Origin of the sequence: Microbacterium sp. cf332 (assembly GCF_900102175.1) — a bacterium.
GTDB lineage: Bacteria > Actinomycetota > Actinomycetes > Actinomycetales > Microbacteriaceae > Microbacterium.
Genome location: NZ_FNKN01000002.1, coordinates 609,427 through 628,701 on the forward strand (window position 1 = coordinate 609,427; position 19,275 = coordinate 628,701).

At 70.7% G+C, this 19,275-nt stretch carries 16 protein-coding genes; 6 read left to right on the forward strand and 10 right to left on the reverse strand.

What is annotated here, in order from left to right:
- Positions 1-44: 44 nt before the first annotated feature.
- The 5 genes from BLT21_RS09965 (at position 45) to BLT21_RS09985 (ending at position 5,768) form a co-directional block, all read left to right on the forward strand.
- The gene (locus BLT21_RS09965; RefSeq protein ID WP_218125784.1) at positions 45-1,370 is read left to right on the forward strand and encodes a glycoside hydrolase family 125 protein; all 1,326 of its coding nucleotides are present in this window, start codon (positions 45-47) and stop codon (positions 1,368-1,370) included.
- Positions 1,367-2,314, forward strand: coding sequence for a carbohydrate ABC transporter permease (locus BLT21_RS09970; protein WP_218125786.1), 948 nt, complete (start codon positions 1,367-1,369; stop codon positions 2,312-2,314). Before BLT21_RS09965 ends, BLT21_RS09970 begins: the two co-directional genes overlap by 4 nt.
- Positions 2,311-3,276 carry a carbohydrate ABC transporter permease gene (locus tag BLT21_RS09975; RefSeq protein WP_091501576.1) on the forward strand — a complete coding sequence of 322 codons (966 nt, stop codon included), beginning with the start codon at positions 2,311-2,313 and terminating at the stop codon, positions 3,274-3,276. The genes BLT21_RS09970 and BLT21_RS09975 overlap by 4 nt, the downstream gene beginning before the upstream one ends.
- A 49-nt stretch (positions 3,277-3,325) precedes the next feature.
- Entirely contained in the window at positions 3,326-4,576 is a 1,251-nt protein-coding gene (locus BLT21_RS09980) for an ABC transporter substrate-binding protein (RefSeq protein ID WP_091501578.1), read from the forward strand.
- A gap of 64 nt (positions 4,577-4,640) precedes the next feature.
- Positions 4,641-5,768: a glycoside hydrolase family 76 protein gene (locus BLT21_RS09985; protein ID WP_176786870.1), complete on the forward strand. Its 1,128-nt coding sequence runs from the start codon at positions 4,641-4,643 to the stop codon at positions 5,766-5,768.
- Positions 5,769-5,809: 41 nt separating this feature from the next.
- On the opposite strand, the gene BLT21_RS09990 is transcribed toward BLT21_RS09985, so the two are convergent.
- On the reverse strand, positions 5,810-6,910 hold the full coding sequence (locus tag BLT21_RS09990; RefSeq protein WP_091501582.1) for a GntR family transcriptional regulator: 1,101 nt from the start codon (positions 6,908-6,910) through the stop codon (positions 5,810-5,812).
- 197 nt (positions 6,911-7,107) lie between these two features.
- Here BLT21_RS09990 and BLT21_RS09995 point away from each other — a divergent pair, with 197 nt between their 5' ends.
- Positions 7,108-7,551, forward strand: a complete 444-nt coding sequence (locus tag BLT21_RS09995) for a hypothetical protein (protein ID WP_143024969.1) — start codon at positions 7,108-7,110, stop codon at positions 7,549-7,551.
- A gap of 118 nt (positions 7,552-7,669) precedes the next feature.
- On the opposite strand, the gene BLT21_RS10000 is transcribed toward BLT21_RS09995, so the two are convergent.
- From BLT21_RS10000 to kdpC, 9 genes are all read right to left on the reverse strand, one after another.
- The gene (locus tag BLT21_RS10000) at positions 7,670-8,467 is read right to left on the reverse strand and encodes a polyprenol monophosphomannose synthase (protein WP_091501585.1); all 798 of its coding nucleotides are present in this window, start codon (positions 8,465-8,467) and stop codon (positions 7,670-7,672) included.
- A 55-nt stretch (positions 8,468-8,522) separates the two neighbouring features.
- Complete coding sequence (locus BLT21_RS10005) at positions 8,523-10,130, reverse strand: class F sortase (RefSeq protein ID WP_091501587.1); 1,608 nt, start codon at positions 10,128-10,130, stop codon at positions 8,523-8,525.
- On the reverse strand, positions 10,130-11,032 hold the full coding sequence (locus tag BLT21_RS10010) for a DUF4397 domain-containing protein (RefSeq protein ID WP_091501589.1): 903 nt from the start codon (positions 11,030-11,032) through the stop codon (positions 10,130-10,132). The genes BLT21_RS10005 and BLT21_RS10010 overlap by 1 nt, the downstream gene beginning before the upstream one ends.
- Positions 11,033-11,089: 57 nt before the next feature.
- Positions 11,090-13,105: a glycosyltransferase family 39 protein gene (locus BLT21_RS10015; protein ID WP_091501591.1), complete on the reverse strand. Its 2,016-nt coding sequence runs from the start codon at positions 13,103-13,105 to the stop codon at positions 11,090-11,092.
- Positions 13,102-14,613, reverse strand: a complete 1,512-nt coding sequence (locus tag BLT21_RS10020) for a glycosyltransferase family 2 protein (RefSeq protein ID WP_256336019.1) — start codon at positions 14,611-14,613, stop codon at positions 13,102-13,104. Before BLT21_RS10020 ends, BLT21_RS10015 begins: the two co-directional genes overlap by 4 nt.
- On the reverse strand, positions 14,610-15,146 hold the full coding sequence (locus BLT21_RS10025) for a GtrA family protein (protein WP_176786871.1): 537 nt from the start codon (positions 15,144-15,146) through the stop codon (positions 14,610-14,612). Before BLT21_RS10025 ends, BLT21_RS10020 begins: the two co-directional genes overlap by 4 nt.
- A 147-nt stretch (positions 15,147-15,293) precedes the next feature.
- On the reverse strand, positions 15,294-15,968 hold the full coding sequence (locus BLT21_RS10030) for a response regulator (protein WP_091501593.1): 675 nt from the start codon (positions 15,966-15,968) through the stop codon (positions 15,294-15,296).
- Positions 15,965-18,481, reverse strand: coding sequence for a sensor histidine kinase (locus BLT21_RS10035; protein WP_091501595.1), 2,517 nt, complete (start codon positions 18,479-18,481; stop codon positions 15,965-15,967). Before BLT21_RS10035 ends, BLT21_RS10030 begins: the two co-directional genes overlap by 4 nt.
- Before the next feature lie 177 nt (positions 18,482-18,658).
- Positions 18,659-19,267 (reverse strand): potassium-transporting ATPase subunit KdpC, encoded by a 609-nt coding sequence (gene kdpC, locus BLT21_RS10040; protein WP_091501597.1) that lies wholly within the window; start codon positions 19,265-19,267, stop codon positions 18,659-18,661.
- Positions 19,268-19,275: the final 8 nt, after the last annotated feature.

Below are 19,275 nucleotides of genomic sequence, written 5' to 3' on the forward strand. Positions count from 1 at the left end.
ACCGTCCACCGCTGGGCGGGTCCCGACACCACCCGAGGAGCAACGTGGCTCACGTGCATTCGGCATTCATCCGTTCCGTCACCGACCGAGTGCGGGAGCGCCTCGACGACGAGGTCGCCGACGTCTTCGAGCGGTGCTTCGAGAACACCCTCGGCACGACCCTCACGCCGATGCCCGACGGAACGCTCTTCATGCTCACCGGCGACATCCCCGCCATGTGGCTGCGCGACTCGACGGCACAGCTCGCGCCATACCTGCACTTCGCCGCCGAGGATGCCGCGATCTCCGACATGATCGCCGCCGTCTCGCATCGGCAGATCGCCTTCGTCCTCGTCGACCCGTACGCGAATGCCTTCAACGCCGAGCCGAACGGCAACGGTCACCAGGACGACCTCACGGACGGCTCGCCCTGGGTGTGGGAGCGCAAGTACGAGGTCGACTCGCTCTGCTACCCGATCCAGCTCGCGCACGACCTCTGGGCGGTGTCGGGCCGGACCGATCACCTCGACGCCGACTTCGCCGAGGCTGCGCGGCGCATCATCGCGCTGTGGCGTGTCGAACAGGATCATGAGGCGGCGTCGCCGTACCGGTTCCAGCGGTTCGACTGCCCGCCGAGCGACACCCTCGTGCGCGAGGGCCTCGGCCCGGAGACCGCGCCCACGGGGATGACCTGGTCGGCGTTCCGCCCGAGCGACGACGCGTGCGCGTACGGGTACAACGTGCCCGGCAACATGTTCGCCGCCGTCGAGCTCGGTCACATCGCCGACATCGCCGAGGATGTGCTCGCCGACCCCGAGCTCGCCCGCGCAGCTCGCGAGCTGCGGGACGACATCGAGCGCGGTGTCGCCGAGCACGGCCTCGTCGCCGACGCCGAGCACGGCGAGCTGTACGCCTACGAGGTCGACGGTCGCGGCGGGGTGCTGCTCCTCGACGACGCGAACGTTCCGAGCCTGCTGTCGCTCCCGCTCGTCGGATGGTGCGGGCCGGACGACGACCGATACCTCGCGACCCGCCGCTTCATCCTGAGCGATGCCAACCCCACCTTCGTGCGCGGCATCCTGCCGGGCGGGGGAGAGGTGCGCGGGCTCGGCAGCCCGCATACGCCGGCGGGTCACATCTGGCCCATCGGCCTGTGCATCGAGGGCCTCACGACCGCCGACGAGGGCGAACGCGCCCGCATCCTGCGGTTGCTCCTCGACACCGATGCCGGCACCGGGCTCATGCACGAGTCGTTCCTCGCGACCGATCCCGCGACCTTCACCCGCGAGTGGTTCTCGTGGGCGAACGCGATGTTCTGCGAGTTCGTGCTCGACCTCGCGGGTCTGCGCGTGCTGACCCGGGGCGCCGTCGCCGGGGCGCGGCGGTCATGAGCGCGTCGACCGCCGTGCGGCCGAGCTCGGCCGAACAGGCACCCGCCCCTCGTCGCGCGCACCGCCCCGGCAATCCGTCGGCGCGGCAGATGACCCGGAGCGCCTGGCTGTTCCTGCTGGTGCCGGGTGTGCTCTTCCTCGTCTTCATGGCGCTGCCCATCGCGATCGCGCTCGTGCTGAGCCTGACCGACTACGCCATCGTCGGAGACTTCGACTGGCTCGGCCTGCAGAACTACGCCGAGATCGCCGTCGACCCGTTCTTCTGGATCGCGCTGCGCAACACCGCGTACTACACCGTGCTGTACGTGCCGGCGGGTCTCGTCGTCGCGCTCGGCACGGCCCTGCTTCTCAACCGGCGGCAGCGGGCGGTGCGCATCTTCCGCACGCTCTTCTACATCCCCGTCGTGGCGTCGACGGTGGCGACCGCGACGATCTGGTTCTGGATGCTGAACCCGCAGAACGGTCTGCTCAACGTCGTGCTGAGCTGGTTCGGCATCGACGGCCCCGCGTGGCTGTACGAATCGCAGTGGGCGATGATCGCGATCGTCATGATGAGCGTGTGGGCCGGCTTCGGCGCCAACATGATCATCTTCCTCGGCGGGCTGCAGGGCGTTCCCGGCGAGCTGTACGAGGCCGCTCGTCTCGACGGCGCGAACGCCTGGCAGCAGTTCCGATACGTCACTCTGCCGTCGCTGACCCGGACCACGTTCCTCGTCTCGACGCTGCTGATCATCGGCGCGTTCCAGGTCTTCGACCAGGCCTACGTCCTCACCAAGGGCGGGCCGGGCAACTCCACCGTGACGATGGTCTATTACATCTACAACAAGGGCTTCGGCGCCCTCGAGATGGGCTACGCCTCGGCGCTGTCGTTCATCCTCTTCCTCATCATCCTCGTGTTCTCCCTGGTGAACGCACGACTCACGAATCGGGGAGGCGTCCGATGACGAACACCCTCGACGGCTCCGTCGACGGCGGCAGCGCCGTCCAGACCGCGCTCGCGGCGCGCACGCCGGTCGGCGCCGCCCCCGTCTCGCGCCCCCGCACGCCGCGCCAGCGCGCCGGCACGGTCGCGTGGTACGTCGGGGTGATCCTCGTCAGCATCGTCACGGTCGCACCGCTCGTCTGGACGATATCCACCTCGCTCAAGCCGGCCACCGAGATCCTCTCCGGAGCACTGTCCCTCATCCCCGACAACCCCACCCTCGAGAACTATGTCCGCGTCTTCGACGAGGTGCCCTTCGGGCGGTACTTCGTGAACTCGCTGGTGCTCGGCATCGGCGGCGCGGCGACGAACATCTTCTTCGGCGCGCTGGGCGGCTACGCCCTCGCCAAGCTGCGGTTCCGCGGCCGTACGGCGGTGTTCGCCGTGTTCCTGTCGTCGCTCATGATCCCGGGGATCATCACGATGATCCCGTCGTTCCTGATCCTGCGCGCCATCCCGTTCGCGGGCGGCAACGACATCCTGGGGCAGGGCGGTCTCGGCCTCATCAACACCTACTGGGCCGTCATCATCCCGGGCGCCGCCGGCGCGTTCGCGGTCTTCTTCATGAAGCAGTTCTTCGAGACCCTGCCCGACGAGCTCGGCGAGGCGGCGCGCATCGACGGCGCCGGCGAGTTCCGCATCTTCGCGCTCATCTACTTCCCGCTCGCGAAGGCCGGGCTCGCCGTGCTCGGCATCATCAGCTTCCAGGCGGGATGGAACAACTTCCTGTGGCCGCTCATCGTCCTGGGCAGCCAGGACATGATGACGGTCCAGGTCGGGCTCGCCTCGTTCGTCAACAACTACGAGACCGCGTTCGGGCCGCTCATGGCCGGCACCGTGGTCGCGAGCCTCCCCGTGCTGCTCGTGTTCCTCTTCGCCCAGCGATACATCATCGAGGGCGTCGCGCACGTCGGCACCAAGTAGACGACACTCTCCCACCCGCAACCACACCATCCGATCACAGGAGATTCCGATGAAGAACACCGTGCGCTCGCTCGCCCTGCTGGGCGTCGCGACCCTGACCGTCACCCTCGCCGGCTGCGGCGGCTCCGATGCCGGCAGCGGCGGCGACGGACCCGCGCCCGTCGTCATGTGGGGCTCGTGGTCGGGCGACCAGGTCGCCCAGCTCGAGGCCCAGGCCGCCCGCTTCAACGAGTCGCAGGACGACTACGAGGTCAGCTACGTGCCGCAGGAGCTCGTCGAGGAGAAGCTGCTCACCGCGCTCGCCGGCGGCCAGGTGCCCGACATCGTGCTGTGGGACCGCTATCAGACCTCGCTCTACGCCCCCAAGGGGGCTCTCGCCCCGATCGACGACTTCGTCGCCGAGGACTCCGTCGACACCGGCGTCTTCTACGAGCCGGCGCTCGGCGAGATGGAGGTCGACGACAAGCTCTACGGCCTGCCCCTGCTCGTCGACAACCGCTCGCTCGTCTACAACCGGGCGCTGCTCGACGACGCCGGCGTTGCGGCGCCGACGACTTGGGACGAGCTCCGGGCGGCCGCCCAGGCGCTCACCCTGCGCGACGGCAGCAAGCTCGTGCAGTCGGGCTTCGACCTGAGCGACCCCGGGCTGTTCAGCATGTACCTCGCGCAGGCGGGGGGTGAGCTGCTCAACGACGACGAGACAAAGACCGCCTTCAATAGTCCTGAAGGTCTGGAGGTGCTCGAGTTCTGGCAGAGCCTGCTCGATGACGGCGTGTACTCGCAGGGCTTCGGTGACACGGGCGACGCGTTCGCCGAGGGGCGCACCGCGATGAAGCTCGACGGCCCCTGGGCGCTGTCGACCCTCGACAAGGTCGACGGGCTGACCTACGGCGTCGCACAGCCCCCCGCCGGCCCCGACGGCGGCACCGGCGCGTACATGGGCGGCTTCGGGCTCGTCATCCCCGAAGGCGCCAAGAACGCCGAAGGGGCGTGGGAGTTCATGAAGTGGTGGACGACCGAGGCCGAGAACGGCGTCGCCTTCGGAGAGATCTCCGGGTGGATCCCGGCGAACATCGAGGCCGCGAACGACCCCTACTTCACCGAGGACGAGCACTACGCGGCCTTCATCGAGACCATGAACTACGCCGGCGCTCGGCCGAACGTCCAGGGCTTCTCCGACGTCGAGGGCAAGGCTCTCGTGCCCGCGCTCGAGCGCTTCATGTCGGGCGAGATCTCCGCCGAGCAGGCGCTGAAGGATGCGCAGGAGCAGGGCGACCAGATCCTCGCGCAGAACCGATGACGCGCCCGGCCCGCACCTCGGCTCGCGAAGCCGCCGGCATCCCCACCCAGAGAGAAGAGCACGCATGACCCGTCCCGCCGCGACCGCGTGGACGTCCCGAGCGGATGTCGCCCAGGAGAGCCTCGACCACTTCTTCGGCGTCCCCGGCATCCAGTTCCTCGCGAACAGCCACCCGCACGACCGCGGCGACACCGCGGTGTTCAACTACTGGTGGCTGGCGCACGTCATCGACGCCCGCATCGACGCGTGGCTGCGGACGGGGGAGGCCCGCTGGCTCGAAGCGGCCGTCGCCGCCCGCGACAACATCGTCGAACGCAACGGCGGCTCGCTGTTCAACGACTACTTCGACGACATGCTCTGGTTCGCGCTCGCACTCGAGCGGCTCCACGCCGCGACCGGCGATCAGCGTCACCTCGACGACGCCCGCGCGATCTGGGACCACGTCGTCGAGCACGGCTGGAACGAGACCCTCGGGTGGAGCCTCGCGTGGCGGAAGCAGCAGCTGGCCTACAAGAACACGCCGGCCAACGGTCCGCTCGTCATCCTCGGCGCGCGGCTGCATGCGCTCGACGCGTCCGGCGACCAGCTCGATTACGCCCGTCGCGCCTTCAACTGGCTCACGGCGAACCTCGTCGGGCCCGACGGGTTCGTCGAGGACGGCGTCAATCGGAACGACGACGGTGCGGTCGACACGCAGTGGCGCTTCACCTACAACCAGGGTCTGTACGCGGGGGCGGCGCTCGAGCTCTTCCGCGTCACGGGCGACCGTTCGATGCTCGAGCGGGCGGTGCAGACCGCCGTCACCGCCGTTCGCGAGCTGAGCGACGGCTCGGTGTTCCGCGACGAGGGCGACGGCGGCGACGAAGGCCTGTTCAAGGGCGTGTACTACCGCTATCTCGGGGAGGTGCTCGCGGTCCTCGTCGACGAGCCGGACTTCGCCGACGAACGGGCGCTGCTCGAGGGCTTCCTGCGGGCGAGCACGGATGCGCTCTGGCGCACCGGAGTCGTCGACGGCATGCTGCGCCCCGGCAACGACTGGTCGGAGCCGGCGGGGGAGTGGATCCCCTATTCGACCGCGGTCAGCGCGATCTTCGCGACCGAGCAGCGGGCGCGGCTCGAGGCCGCCGGAGGCAGGGGCGAACCGGTGGGGGCGGGCTCAGCCACCGCATCCCGCTCGGCCACCGGCGCCTGACGCGCGGCGTCCGACGCGGCTCGGCAACCGACGGCGTCCCCTCACGTGCGAGGGGGCGCCGTCGACGCGCCCGGCACCAGCTCGGTGGCGAGCACGACCTTGTCCACGGTGAGAGGCTTCGCGATCTGCTGCTGCAGCGCCGCGATCCCGCGGGAGCCGAGCTCGGTCTGCGCCTGGCGGATGTGGGTGAAGCGGAACAGTCCGGTGTCGAAGAAGGCGTCGGGGTGGTCGAAGCAGACCACCGACACGTCACCCGGGACGCTGAGCCCGAGCCGCGCGCAGGCCTCGCGCAGCATGAGTGCGATGTTGTACTCGGCCGCCACGTAGCCGGTGATGTCGGGATGCTCCCCGACGAACGCGATGAGCCGCTCGATGTCGTCCTCGACGGTGTCGGTGCTGCCGGGCACCGTCGACTCGAGCGTCTGCAGCTCCGCACGGTTCTCCAGCGGCAGATGGTTCATGGCGTGGGCGTGGATGTACCCGTTCCGGCGGTCGTCGCTCGACGACACGTGGCTCGACGGTCCCACGAAGCCCACGGTGCGGTGCCCGAGCTCGAGCAGATGCTCCGTCGCCGCACGGCCCCCACCGAGGTTGTCCGAGCAGACGGCCGACACGGGGATCCCGTCGAACAGGCGGTCGAGGATGACGAGCGGGAAACGCCGCGCGACGAGCTCGAGGGCCGCGGGCGGTATGTACTCCGACGAGCTCGGCAGCAGTACGAGCCCCTCGACTCCCGCATCGACGAGCGCGCGGATGCACGCGTCCTCCTCGGCGAGGTCGCCGCCCGACCGCTTGAAGATGACGTGCGTGTCGGCGCCCGCCGCGGCGAGGACTCCTTCGATGATCTTGTTGCCGAAGGTGTCGTCGAAGCTCGTCAGGACGCAGCCCAGGAGTCGGGTGGAGACGTCCGATCCCGCGGGCGGCACGGTCGTCGCCGTGGCGCTCGTCACCACGGTCCCGATGCGCGGACGGCGCATGATCATCCCCTCGCTGCGCAGCAGCTCGAGCGCCCGCTTGACCGTGATCGCGCTGACGTCGAACTGCTTCGACAGCTCGGCCTCGGAGGGCAGACGCTCGCCGACCGGGTAGGTGCCGTTGGTGATCGCCAGACGCAACGACTCGTACACGCGCTTGTACAGCATCCCGATCCTCCTCCGACTGGATTTCTTATATTTAATCTACAGGGCGGCGGCGGGAACCCGAAGCCTGCTCCATCGGGGCTCGCACGCGCCGCGCCTACGACGAAGGGATGCCTGACGATCTCACCCTGCCGAAGATGATTAATCACTCATTTTGTCGTGAGCTGGTTCACGCGGTCGCGGGCGATATGTAACGTGAAATGACCGTCAATGCACCGGGACGTAATTCCGCTCGGATCATCCCGGTCGGCAATTTACTCGAAGGAGAGAGAATGTCCCTCACAAAGAAGATTGCAACGGGTCTCGGTGCTGGCCTCCTGGCCGCTTCCGTCATCGTCGCGTCGCCCGCTTCGGCCTCGGAGGCCGAAGCTCAGCAGGCGTCGGCCGCGGTGGCACCGGCGAACACCACCCACTCGCTCTACGTCTCGCATGCCGAGGTCGAGCGGATGTACACGGGCATGAACGATCTCGGCTCGCTCTGCGCAGTCGCCCCCATCCCGTATCCGATCAGCATCGCCTGTGCCGGTTTCGCACCCTCACAGGCCATCGAGCAGGCCTATTGGCAGGAAAAGCGCGTGCGCGTCGATTACACGAGCTGCGGCTTCAATTACTGCAGCTCGACGAGCTTCCACGTCGTCGATTGACCGGCCTGTTCGAGCAGCGGACCGTCAGCTGAACGTGCAGCGCGGCTGCGTCGAGATCGAGACGGATCTCGGTCTCGACGAGCCGCGCGCTCGGATCCGAAACGGCCGGTCACGTCTCTCAGGCCGGAGCGAGCCGGCGCGTGTTGGCCCGGACGGAGGGAAGCCGGCGGTGGTGGACGACGAGTTCGCGCAGGGCGCTCACCCGCCGGCGGACGCCCCAGACGCTCACCTTCCACAGTGACTCGCGGACGATGTTCCCACTCATCTTGCTCTCGCCCCGTTCGCGTTCGATGAAGGTGATCGGCACCTCGACCACGTGCAGCCCGCGCTCGAGGCCGCGCCAGAGCAGATCGAGCTGGAAGCAGTACCCGTGCGACTCGACGGAGTCCAAGCCGATCGCCTCGAGGGCCTCCGTGCGGTACGCGCGGTAGCCGCCGGTGGCGTCGCGGATGTCGATGCCGAGGGCGAGGCGAGCGTAGACGTTGCCTCCGATGCTCAGCACCTTGCGGTGGAACGGCCAGTTGACGACGCTGCCGCCCGGCAACCAGCGGGAGCCGAGCACGATGTCGGCGGACCGCAGCTCGCTGAGCATGACGGGCAGGGATTCCGGCTGGTGCGATCCGTCCGCATCCATTTCGACGAGGACGTCGTACCCGCGCTCGCGGCCCCAGGCGAAGCCCGCGAGATACGCGCGCCCCAGGCCGTCCTTCGCGGTGCGGTGGAGGACGTGCACGCTCGCGTGCCGGGATGCGAGACGGTCCGCGAGATCTCCGGTGCCGTCGGGCGAGGAATCGTCGACGATGAGCACGTCGGAGACCCCGACGGCGAGGACGCGGTCGACGATCCCCTCGATGTTCTCGACCTCGTTGTAGGTGGGGACGATGGTCAGCGCTGCGTTCATCTGGACGATCTCCATTCGGGTGGCAACGATTCGGGCGGTTCGGGGCGGTTCGGGGCGGTTCGGGCAGGTTTCAGGCGGCGATCGCGGTGACGACGATGTTGTCCTCGTACAGGCCGGTCTCGGAGCTGATCGGTCCGCCGCAGGTGACGAGGCGGAGCTCCGGCGTAGGTACCGGCGCATAGATCGATTCGGTGGGGAATCCGTGCTTCTTCACGCTCTGCATGCTCGTGACGACGAATTCGGCCACGGACCCGTCGCTGCGGGACACCGAGACGGTGTCACCGGGGCGCAGCCGGGGGAGGTTGTGGAAGATCGCCGGGGCGGTCGGTGAATCGACGTGGGCGGCGATGACGGCGGGTCCGACCTCGCCCGGAACGACCCCGTCCTCGTACCACCCGACGTCGTTGTAGTCGGCGGGCGCCTCGATCCAGCCGTCCGCGCCGCGCCCCAGCCCGATGAGGTCGGATTCGAGGCCGATGGCCGGGATCGACACGTGCACGGGGACCGCGTCCGAGGCGGCCTCCGCCGGCACCGGATCCTGGAACGCGCCCGCACTCGAGCTCGACGACGCTCCCGTCGCCGAGCTCGACGACGGCCCGAGCGGGGGACAGCCCGCGAGGGCGTCATCGGTCAGCATCGCCTCGGCGAGGGCGTTCCAGGCGTCGCCGTAGTATGTCGGCGTTCGCGCGGCGGTGTCTCTCATCCGCCCGAGATCGGCGCCGGCATCGTCGGTGCGCCCCGCCGCGGCATAGGCGGCCGCACGCGCCGCGTAGGCGACAGGGTGCTGATCCGTCGTCACGGCACCCGAACCCGAGTCGAGCTCGGCAGGCAGCACGTCGTCGCCCGGGAACGCCGTCGCCATCGTCGCCGCGAGCTCGGCGTCGGCGGCGTCGCAGGACTCGGCGTACCGGATCGGTGCGCGGGCGGCGTCGTATCCGAAGCCCGGCTCGCCCGTACCGTCCGCTGCGCCGGCGATGGCCACCGACCCGTCGGTCGCGACCGTCGCCCAGTTCGTCGGGAGCGCGTTCGCGTCCAGCAGTGCCTCGGTGGCGGCGCGACTGCCCTCGGCGAGCTCGTCCCAGCGCTCGTCGCCCGACGCGTCCGCCAGCACCGCGTAGGCCGCGGGCGATGCGTAGGACGGGTTGTACGCGTGCGGCGATGCCGTCGCCCACGTGCCCGGGAGGAGGATCCGTCCGAGATCGGTCGTCGCCGTCATCTCCTCGAGCAGCGCGTCGCCGAGGGCGAGTCCGTCGGCCGACAGATCGTCGCGGCCGAAGGCGTCGCCGGCCAGGACGAGGGCGCGCGCGGCGTCGAGGTCGGCGTCGGATGCCGGCTCGTCGTCGACGACCGCCCCGTCTTCCCAGCGCCAGGCGAGCAGCAGGTCGTCGCGCTGGAGGTTGTCGGTGGTCCAGTCCCAGATCTCGTCGAATCGGGCTTCGTCGTCGGCGACGACGGCGAGCAGCAGGCCGTACGCCTGGCCTTCGCTGACCGTGTCGCCGCCCTGGTCGGTGCGGACGACACGCCCCCCGTCCACGTAGGTATCGAGGAACGCGTCGGCCGCCACCGTCGCGCCGGTATCGGATGCGGCGCCGTCGGTGACCGGCCCGGAGCACGCCGTCACCGCCAGTGCGATCGCGGCGCCCGATGCGGCAGCCGCGAGGAAGCGCGGCGCCCGCATCAGGCGGTGTCCCGCGCTCCGCGGCGCCGCACAGCCGCGGTCGTGACGACGGCAGCCGCGAGCAGTGCAGCGGCTCCCACGAAGATGCCGGTCGGTGCGGTCTCGCTGCGCGCGGCGCCGCCGCCGCCGGTCTCGATGCCTCCGACGGGCATGTCGGCGAGGGTGGCGGAATCGGTGACCGCCGTGGCCGTCAGAGCTCCCGACGAGGTGTCGAGCACGAAGAGGGTCGAGACCGAGCCCGCGGGCAGGTCCACTGCCGCGGTCGACACGTCGTCGGCGCCGGCGAGCTCGAGGTTCCACGACCCCGCCGCGACGGCGGCGTAATCCGTGGCCGAACCGGTCGGGACGTCGCGCGCGATGGGCCGGCCCTGTGCGGTGTCGACGCTCACCGTCGGCTCGACGGTCGACGCCTGGATGACGCGCACGCGCGCCTCCCCCGCGGCCGGGGCCGAGAGGTCGTCCTCGAAGACGACGGTCTGGAGGTCGGCGTTGACGCCGTACGCCGCGACCGTGACGGGGCCGCCCGCTGCGACGTCGACGGACTGCTGGACGATCGGCTCGGCATCGTCTGCCGCATCCGACGGCACCATCGAGACGACGTACGTCCCCTCGGCGAGCGGGATGTACGAGCTCACCGCACCGTAGGCGACATCGTCGAGCTCGTACACGACGGCACCGCCGGCGAGCGCGGTCATCTGCACGTCGACGGACTTCGTGTCGGGCGAGAGGTGCGCGACGCGGGCCCAGCCCCCGGGTTCAGCGGGAACGGCCGCGGATGCGGCGGGGGCGACGGCGATGCTGATGGCGAAGGGGATGGCTGCGGCGGCGACGACAGCCAGCCCGCGGATGCCTCGCCCGGCGGTGCGGGCGTTCGGGTCGAGGTGCGAAGTGTGACGAATCATGATGATCCTTTCTTCGGGGTTGGGCCGGGAGGTGCCGCCCGGCGCGGGGGGAGGGTCTCAGGCCGCGGGGCGCGGCAGGAGTTCGGTGGGCTCGACGGGCGAGAAGGTCACGACGAGACCCGCGTCGCTGCGCTCCACGGACAGCGGGGCGAGCGAGCCGGTGAGCGAGGTGAAGAATCGCAGTGCCGCGTCCGACCCCGCGGCACGTCCCCGGGCGTCCTCTCCGGCGAACGAGCTGATGACCAGCTGCCGGTAGACGCCGGAGGGATCGCCCTCGAGCTGGGCGATGTCGGCGATGTCGATACGGCCCGTCGCGGCGATCTGCGCGAGGGACAGCAGGATGCGACCGTCGACGACGCCGGCTGTCATGAGGTCCTGCTCCTCGACGGGCACACCGACATCGGGGTTGGTGAGGAGCTGCTGCCCGGCGAGAGAACGCGCCGCGTACAGGCCGTCGTCGGCTGCCTGCGCGAGACCGGACTGATCGCGGTCGATGTACCGGACCTCGACCTGCTGCGTGCCCTCGCCGAACGACGCCACCACCACGCTGTTGTCGATCGCCTGGCGGACCGTCGGGAACTCGGTCGGGAAGGTGCGCATGGAGTCGGTGGTGACGACGTAGTCGTAGTCGCGCCATCCGTTGGGAGCGAGCGCCTGGACGTCGGAGTCGGTGTCGGCCTTGTAGTACCAGACGACGTTCTCGCGGCGGAACCCTTCGTCGACCAGGTCCACCCACATCGCGTCGTCGACGAGGATGCGGGCATCGCCCGAGGCGTTCTCGACCATCCAGGTCTCGGCATCGCGCAGCGGGCGATCGAGGTCTGCGAGCAGGAAGCCGCGCAGCTGCGTCGTCCACAGCGGGACGGCGGCGACCATCGCGACGACGAGCGCTGCGGCGATCCCCGCCCCGCCGATGCGTGAGAGCACCGGATGCCGTCCGCTGCGGGACCGGAGCCGTTCGACGGCGACCTGGCCGATGCCCGCGATGACGATGGCGGCGAACGGCAGCATCATGATGACGTAGGGCACGGGCAGATAGCCGCCCCGGAACATGAACGCCGTGAGCGCGAGCAGTGCGACGGCCCAGGGCCGCAGCCGCCGGACGAACAGCGCGGCGACCGCGGCGGCGAGGCCGGCGACGATCAGGACCGAGTCGAGCTGCCACCACATCCCGACGGTGCGGGACATGAGGCTCTCGGGATCGAGCAGCGACCCGCTGCCCTCGCGGGATGCCAGCTGGAAGGCGAGCCCTTCGAAGAGGCTCACTCGGCCGGGGCCCGGCATGACCTCGCCCTTGACGAGGGCGAACGCGACGTACGTGAGACCCAGCAGTGCGAGCACCGACGACGCCACGGACAGCGTGTACCGGCGCGTGGTGCGGTCGGCGCCGCGCCACATGAACCAGGCCAGCAGCGGCAGCGCCAGCAGATACGTCTCCTTCGTGAGCACGGCGATGCCGAATGCGGCCGCCGCGCCGATGTATCCGAGCAGCTGCTTGTTGCGGCTCATGCCCAGCAGCAGCGCGGCGAGGAGCCAGGCCGTCGCGATGTTGTCGAGGTAGACCTGTCGGTGGAACTGGACGGCGAGCGGCGACAGCAGGAAGAGGACGACCGCGACCGAGGCCGTGGGGCGCACGAAACCGATGCGCCGGACGACGAACCACAGCAGGATCGCCGCGACCACGGTGGCCGCCATCACGGCCTCGCGTGCCGCGATGACGGCGACGTCGTAGCGGTCCCACGCGCCGGTGAGCGCCGCGTACCCGGCGATCTGGATCCATCCGAGGGGCGGGTGGTCGTACCAGTACGTGTAGTGGGTCAGCTCGCCGAGGTTGCCGATGGCCCAGGCCTGCGCGGTGTAGGTGCCCTCGTCGTCGATGCGCTGCGGCGAACCCGCGAGGTTGACGAGGTTGACGATCAGTCCGACGACCACGGCGGGGAGCAGCCAGGCGAGGTCGGTGAGACGAGCGCGCCACGGCGACACGGGGCGGATGCCGGCGGTGTCGCCGGTGCCTCCGTCATCGGTGGGCGTCGAGACCGGTACCGCCGGTGAGCGGTCGAGTGTCGAGGTCATTTGTTCTCCTCCGAGGCAGAGGCGGCGATCAGCGCCGGGGATGCGGGCGCAGCCGTGTCCGCGGCGGCGGGGGATGCGGGTGCGTCGCGGTGCGCTCCCGTGTGCTCGGTCTTCTCCCAGCTGCCGTCACCGCGCAGCTGGCGGACGACCGAGCGGACGGCGGCTGCCGCGAGGAAGATCTGGTACGGCACGAGACCGAGGACGAGCTTGACGTAGTCGCGGACGCGGACCTTCTTCCCGTAGACCCGCCCGAACTCGGTGAGCCCGGCCGCCTCGACCACCAGCGTGATGACGGTGGGCAGCAGCGGGAGGAACGTCACGAGGGCGACGGCGGTCGGCACCTTGACCAGGAGGATGAACGCGATCGAGATCGGGATCAGCACACCCGTCGCCGCCTGGATGAACGGCATGTTGAGCAGGTACCGCGCGTACATGCGCTGGCGGAGGGTGGGGAGCTTCTTCCATTCGCCCTTGCCGAGCACCTGCAGGAATCCCTGGTTCCAGCGCGTTCGCTGCTTGTATAGCGACATGAGCGTCGGCGGGGTCTCTTCGCGGGTCACGTACTCCGGGTTGTAGGCGACGACGACGTTCGCGCCGTCGCTCGAGAGGCGGACGCCGAGTTCGCAGTCCTCGGCGAGGCATTGGTCGTCCCAGCCTTGCGACCATTCGAGACGATCGCGGGTGACGAAGACCGTGTTGCCGCCGAGGGGGATGAACTTGGAGCGTGCGTGGAAATGCAGTCGGGAGCGGAACCAGAAGTAGTACTCCAGGACATTCCGCAGCGACCACCAGCTCGTCTCGAAGTTCATGAGCTGCACGCCGCCCTGCACGACGTCGGCCCCGGTCTCCTGGAACTTCGAGTCGACGACGGTGAGGAGGCCGGGGTGGACCTCGTCTTCGGCGTCGAACACACCCACGACGTCGCCGGTCGCGATGGCCAGCGCACGGTTCAGTGCCTTGGGCTTGTTCTTGGGCACGCTGTCGTCGACGACGACCTTGATGAGGTGCGGGTGACGCGCGGCGGCCTCCCGCACGACGAGTTCGGTGCCGGGATCGTCGTGTCCGACGATCGCGATGATCTCGAAGTCGGGGTGGTCCTGCTGGGCGAGGCGGTCGAGGGTCTGGCCCATGACCTCCTCCTCGTGCCGCCCGGGCACCAGCAGGGTGAAACGATGACGCGCGGGGCGCGGGGACGAGCTGAACTGCGTGGCCCGGAGATCCGCCGCCGAGCGCCATGCGTGCAGCATCCACCAGAGGGTGGTCGCCGCCACGGCGGTGAGGAGGAGGGCCAGCAGGATCACTCCGCTGTAGCCGAACCACTCGCCCACGGACCAGGCCATCAGGCCGTCGGCGTCCGCCGGGACGCTGGAATCGATCGGGGCGGGAACGTCGACTTCGCCCACCGACGGCTGTCCGGGGGCGGGCGCGACGGGGGTGAGCAGCGGGTCGGGGGTGGGGCCGGGGTCGGGCTGGGCTCCGGCGATGACGATGCGGTCAAGAGGGATCACGAGGGACCTCCGGTGTCCGGACGGACGGTTCGACGAGCGGGATGCGGCAGGCGCAGAGTGCGCGAACGCGGGGAGAAGACGAGCCACCGGTATGCGGCGAACCGGAAGGCTGTTCCGAGCACGAGACCCACCCCGTTGCCCGAGATGTTGTCGGCGAGCTGCGAAGTGAAGCCGAGCACGTAGTGCGAGACGAAGAGGCAGCCGGCGGCGATCAGCAGGCCCACGACGTTGACGACGGCGAAGAGGATGCCTTCGCGGACGGCGTGCGGGGAGCGGTCGCGCCGGAAGGTCAGGTAGCGGTTGCCCAACCAGGCGAAGGCCGTGGCCACGGCCACGCTGACGACCTTGGACCAGATGGGGGAGTCCTGCAGGACGGTCGCCCGCACGGTGTTGTAGACGACCAGATCGACGATGAACGCGAGCCCGCCGACGAGGCCGAAGCTGGCGAGCTGGCCGATCAGCCGTGATCCGGCGGGCCGGGGCTGCGCAGCGGGGTCGGTGCCCGTGCGGGGAGCGGTCCGCGGGGGCTCCACGGTGCGGGGCCGGGTGGCCCTCGTCGTCTCAGTCTCGATATCTCTCCGCACGATGGGTGATCCGGTGCGGGGAAGTCAGCGGTTTGGAACGGTCAGGGGGTTCCCAGGGCGACGTAACCTGCCGTTCTTCTCGGGCAGCGCGCGCCGTCAGTCGACGACGAGTCGGTACCCCATCCCCGACTCGGTCAGCAGGCGCTCCGGATGCGCGGGATCGACCTCGAGCTTCTTGCGCAGCTGCGACACGTAGAGCCGCAGGTAGCCCGTGTCGTTGACCTGCTCGGTGCCCCACAGCTCCTTCAGCAGGTCCTGCCGGGTCACGAGCGCCCCGGGGCTGCGCGCCAGGAAGTCGAGCATCCGCCACTCCGTGGGGGTGAGGTGAACGCGCTCGCCCGCTTGCGTCACCGTCTTGGCGGCGCGATCGATCTCGACATCGCCGAATCGCACCAGCGGAACGGACGCCGTGCCGGCCGCGCGCCGCGTCAGGGCGCGCAGACGCGCGAGCAGCTCGTCGATCTGGAACGGCTTGGTGACGTAGTCGTCGGCTCCCGCGTCGAGCGCCGTCACCTTGTCGGCGGAACCGGTGCGACCCGACACGACGATGATCGGCACCTCGCTCCACCCGCGCACGGCCTCGATGACCGCGACGCCGTCGAGACGCGGCATCCCGAGATCGAGCACGATGACGTCGGGATGCTCGGATGCCGCCGCCGCGATGGCCCCCGCGCCGTCGGCGGCGGCGACGATGTCGTAGCCGTGCGCCGCGAGCGTGATGCGCAGCGCACGCACGAGCTGAGGATCGTCGTCGGCCAGGAGGATCTTCACCCGTCGATCCTCTCGTGCCCGGGCGCCGTCGCGAGGGGCAGCTCGATCACCATGGTGAGTCCGCCGCCGGGGGTCTGCTCGGGCAGGAGCGCACCCCGCATCCCCTCGGTGAAGCCCTTCGAGAGCGCGAGGCCGAGCCCGAGGCCCGTGGTGTTGTCGGTGTCGCCGAGACGCTGGAACGGGGCGAAGACGTCGCCGTGCCGCTCGACGGGGATTCCGGGCCCGTGGTCGATGACCCGGATCTGGGCCCGCCCGCCCAGCGCGCTCGTGCTGATGCGGACCGGTGCGCCGGCGGGAGCGTGCCGGTGCGCGTTGGCGAGGACGTTCACGATGACGCGCTGCAGCAGCACGGGATCCGCCGACAGCGGCCCGATCGTGTCGTCGAGGGCGAGCTCGACGGCACCCGGCCCGACGCCCAGCTCGTCGACAGCGGCCAGCACGGCATCGGCGGCGTCGACGGGGCGCAGGGCGACGGCGAGGGCGCCGGCCTCGATGCGGCTGACGTCGAGCAGGTCGGTGACGAGCGCGGTGAGGGTGCCCAGGCTCTCGTCGGCGGTCTCGAGCAGCTCCGCCCGATCCGCCTCGCCGAGTGCGGGACCCGCCGCCCGAAGCCCGCCGAGCGCCGCGACCGCCGCGGCGAGGGGCCGACGCAGATCGTGGCTCGCCGCCGACAGCAGGGCGCTGCGCACCCGATCGGTCTCGGCCAGCACGCTCGCGGTGCTCGCGGTGCGCTGCAGGTCGGCCTGCTCGAGAGCGGCGCCGAGCTGAGCGACGACGACGTCGAGCAGGCGCCGTTCCGAGCCGTCGAGCTGCCCCGACTCGCTGCCGTGCAGCTCGAGCACGCCGCGGTCCCCGACATCGACCCGCAGATGGCGGTCGTCGCGCACCGGCTCGCCGTCGGCCGCGATGACCGTGCCGTCGGTCGCGAGCAGGCGCGCCCCCGACATCCCGAACGCCTCGCGGGCACGCGCGACGAGCGCGGGGACGGAGCCGTCACCACGCAGCACGCTGCCGGCCACGGCGGCCAGCAGCTCGGCCTCGGCCGCCGCCCGCCGCGCCGCGCGGGTGCCGCGTGCCGCCCGGTCGACGATCACGCTCACGAGCAGCGCAATCACGACGTAGAGCACGAGCGCCCACGTGTGCAGGGGGTCGGCGACGGTCACGGTGTACAGCGGCGCGACGAAGAAGAAGTCGAGTGTGACGCCCGACATGACCGCCGCGAAGACGGCGGGCCAGAGCCCGCCGACGAGAGCCACCACGACGACGAGCAGCTGGTAGGCGAGCACGTCGCTCGTGATGGACTCGGGGCTGCGGAGAGCGACGAGCAGCCAGGTCAGCAGCGGCCCGCCGGTCAGTGCCACCGCGAAGCCCAGCACGCGTCGCCGCACGCTGAGCGCGCCGCCGGCGACGCGCGGCAGGGTGAACCGCCCGCCGGCGGCGGCATGGGTGACGATATGCACGTCGATGTCGCCGGACTCCCGGATCACCGTCGCACCGATGCCCGGCCCGCTCAGCGCCGCCGCGAGTCGGCCGCGCCGGCTGACGCCGACGACGAGCTGCGACGCGTTGACCGATCGCGCGAACTCGACGAGAGCGACGGGGATGTCGTCGCCGACGACCTGGTGGTAACTCCCGCCCAGCGACTCGACGAGCGCGCGCTGCGCGGCGAGGGCCGCCGGGTCGGCGGTGCGCAGGCCGTCCTGCCCCGACACGTGCACAGCCAGCAGTTCGCCGCCGGCCGACCGATCGACGATGCGCGCGCCGCGGCGGATGAGCGTCTCGCCCTCGGGGCCGCCGGTGAGCGCGACGACGACGCGCTCGCGCGCCTGCCACGTGCCCCGGATGCCGTGCTCGGCGCGATAGTCCTGCAGGGCGCTGTCGACCTCGTCGGCGAGCCACAGCAGCGCGAGCTCGCGCAGGGCGGTGAGGTTGCCGAGCCGGAAGTAGTTCGAGAGGGCGGCGTCGATGCGCTCGGCGGGATAGACCAGCCCGGCGGCGAGGCGGTCGCGGAGCGATGGCGGGGCGAGGTCGACGAGCTCGATCGGGTCGGCCGATCGCACGACGGCATCCGGCACGGTCTCGCGCTGGGCGACTCCGGTGATCTGCTCGACGACGTCGCCGAGCGACTCGATGTGCTGGACGTTGACGGTCGTGATGACGTCGATGCCGGCATCCCGCAGCGATTCGACGTCCTGCCAGCGCTTCTCGTTGCGCGAGCCGCCGACGTTGGTGTGCGCGAGCTCGTCGACGAGCGCGACGCGCGGAGCCCGGGCCAGCACGGCCTCGAGGTCCATCTCGTCGAGGGTGACGCCCCGGTGCTCGAGGCGACGGCGCGGCACGAGCGGCAGGCCGGTGGTCATCGCGGCGGTCGCGGCCCGGCCGTGGGTCTCGACGATCGCGACGACGACGTCGACCCCCGCCTCGAGCAGGCGACGGCCCTCTTCGAGCATCTCGTAGGTCTTTCCCACGCCCGGTGCCGCACCCAGCAGCACCCGCAGCCGTCCCCGCCTCACGGCATCACCCTAGTTCTCCCGTGCTCGGCTCGCCCGGCGCCCGTGTGCCGCGATGCAAGAGATCGGCCGCGACACCCCGTTGCGGGGCCGTCGCTCCGGCGCGCCGCGCAGCATCCCTTGCATCGCGGCCAGGACCGGATGCCGGGGATGCCGTCGTCGCGGCGACGCCGGGCCGGGTCACGGCGCGAGAGCGTCCAGGTCGGCGTTCAGCTCGACGACGTTCACCCGCGGCTCGCCCAGGAACCCCAGGTCACGACCCGCCGTGTGCTCGGCGACGAGGTCGTGCACCTCCGCCTCCGAGAGCCCGCGCTCGGCCGCGACCCGCGCGACCTGCAGCTCGGCGTAGGCGGGCGAGATGTGCGGGTCGAGGCCCGAGGCCGAGGCGGTGACGGCATCCGCGGGCACGTCGGCGACGTCGACGCCCTCGCGGTCGGCGATCGCGGTGCGGCGCTCCTCGATCGCGGCGACGAGGTCGGCGTTGTTCGGGCCGAGGTTCGAGCCGCTCGACGCCGCCGCGTCGTAGCCGTCGCCGGCCGCCGAGGGGCGCGACTGGAAGTACTGCGGCAGCGCCGCGCCGTCGGCATCCGTGAACGACTGCCCGATGAGGGACGAGCCGACGACCTGGCCCTGCGGATCGCGCAGCAGCGATCCGCCGGCCTGCGCCGGCAGCGCGAGGCCGACGAGCGAGATCACCAGGGTGTATCCGACGCCGAGGACGAGGGTGAAGACGAGCATCGCGCGGACGGCGACGGCGGAGGTGCGCAACGAGGCGCGGACCGTGGACATGAGAAGAC

Coding starts and splice junctions, on each gene's coding strand:
- BLT21_RS09970 (WP_218125786.1), top strand. CDS start 1,367: ATGAGCGCGTCGACCGCCGTGCGGCCGAGCTCGGCCGAACAGGCACCC.
- BLT21_RS09975 (WP_091501576.1), top strand. CDS start 2,311: ATGACGAACACCCTCGACGGCTCCGTCGACGGCGGCAGCGCCGTCCAG.
- BLT21_RS09980 (WP_091501578.1), top strand. CDS start 3,326: ATGAAGAACACCGTGCGCTCGCTCGCCCTGCTGGGCGTCGCGACCCTG.
- BLT21_RS09985 (WP_176786870.1), top strand. CDS start 4,641: ATGACCCGTCCCGCCGCGACCGCGTGGACGTCCCGAGCGGATGTCGCC.
- BLT21_RS09990 (WP_091501582.1), bottom strand. CDS start 6,910: ATGCTGTACAAGCGCGTGTACGAGTCGTTGCGTCTGGCGATCACCAAC.
- BLT21_RS09995 (WP_143024969.1), top strand. CDS start 7,108: ATGACCGTCAATGCACCGGGACGTAATTCCGCTCGGATCATCCCGGTC.
- BLT21_RS10000 (WP_091501585.1), bottom strand. CDS start 8,467: ATGGAGATCGTCCAGATGAACGCAGCGCTGACCATCGTCCCCACCTAC.
- BLT21_RS10005 (WP_091501587.1), bottom strand. CDS start 10,130: ATGCGGGCGCCGCGCTTCCTCGCGGCTGCCGCATCGGGCGCCGCGATC.
- BLT21_RS10010 (WP_091501589.1), bottom strand. CDS start 11,032: ATGATTCGTCACACTTCGCACCTCGACCCGAACGCCCGCACCGCCGGG.
- BLT21_RS10015 (WP_091501591.1), bottom strand. CDS start 13,105: ATGACCTCGACACTCGACCGCTCACCGGCGGTACCGGTCTCGACGCCC.
- kdpC (WP_091501597.1), bottom strand. CDS start 19,267: ATGTCCACGGTCCGCGCCTCGTTGCGCACCTCCGCCGTCGCCGTCCGC.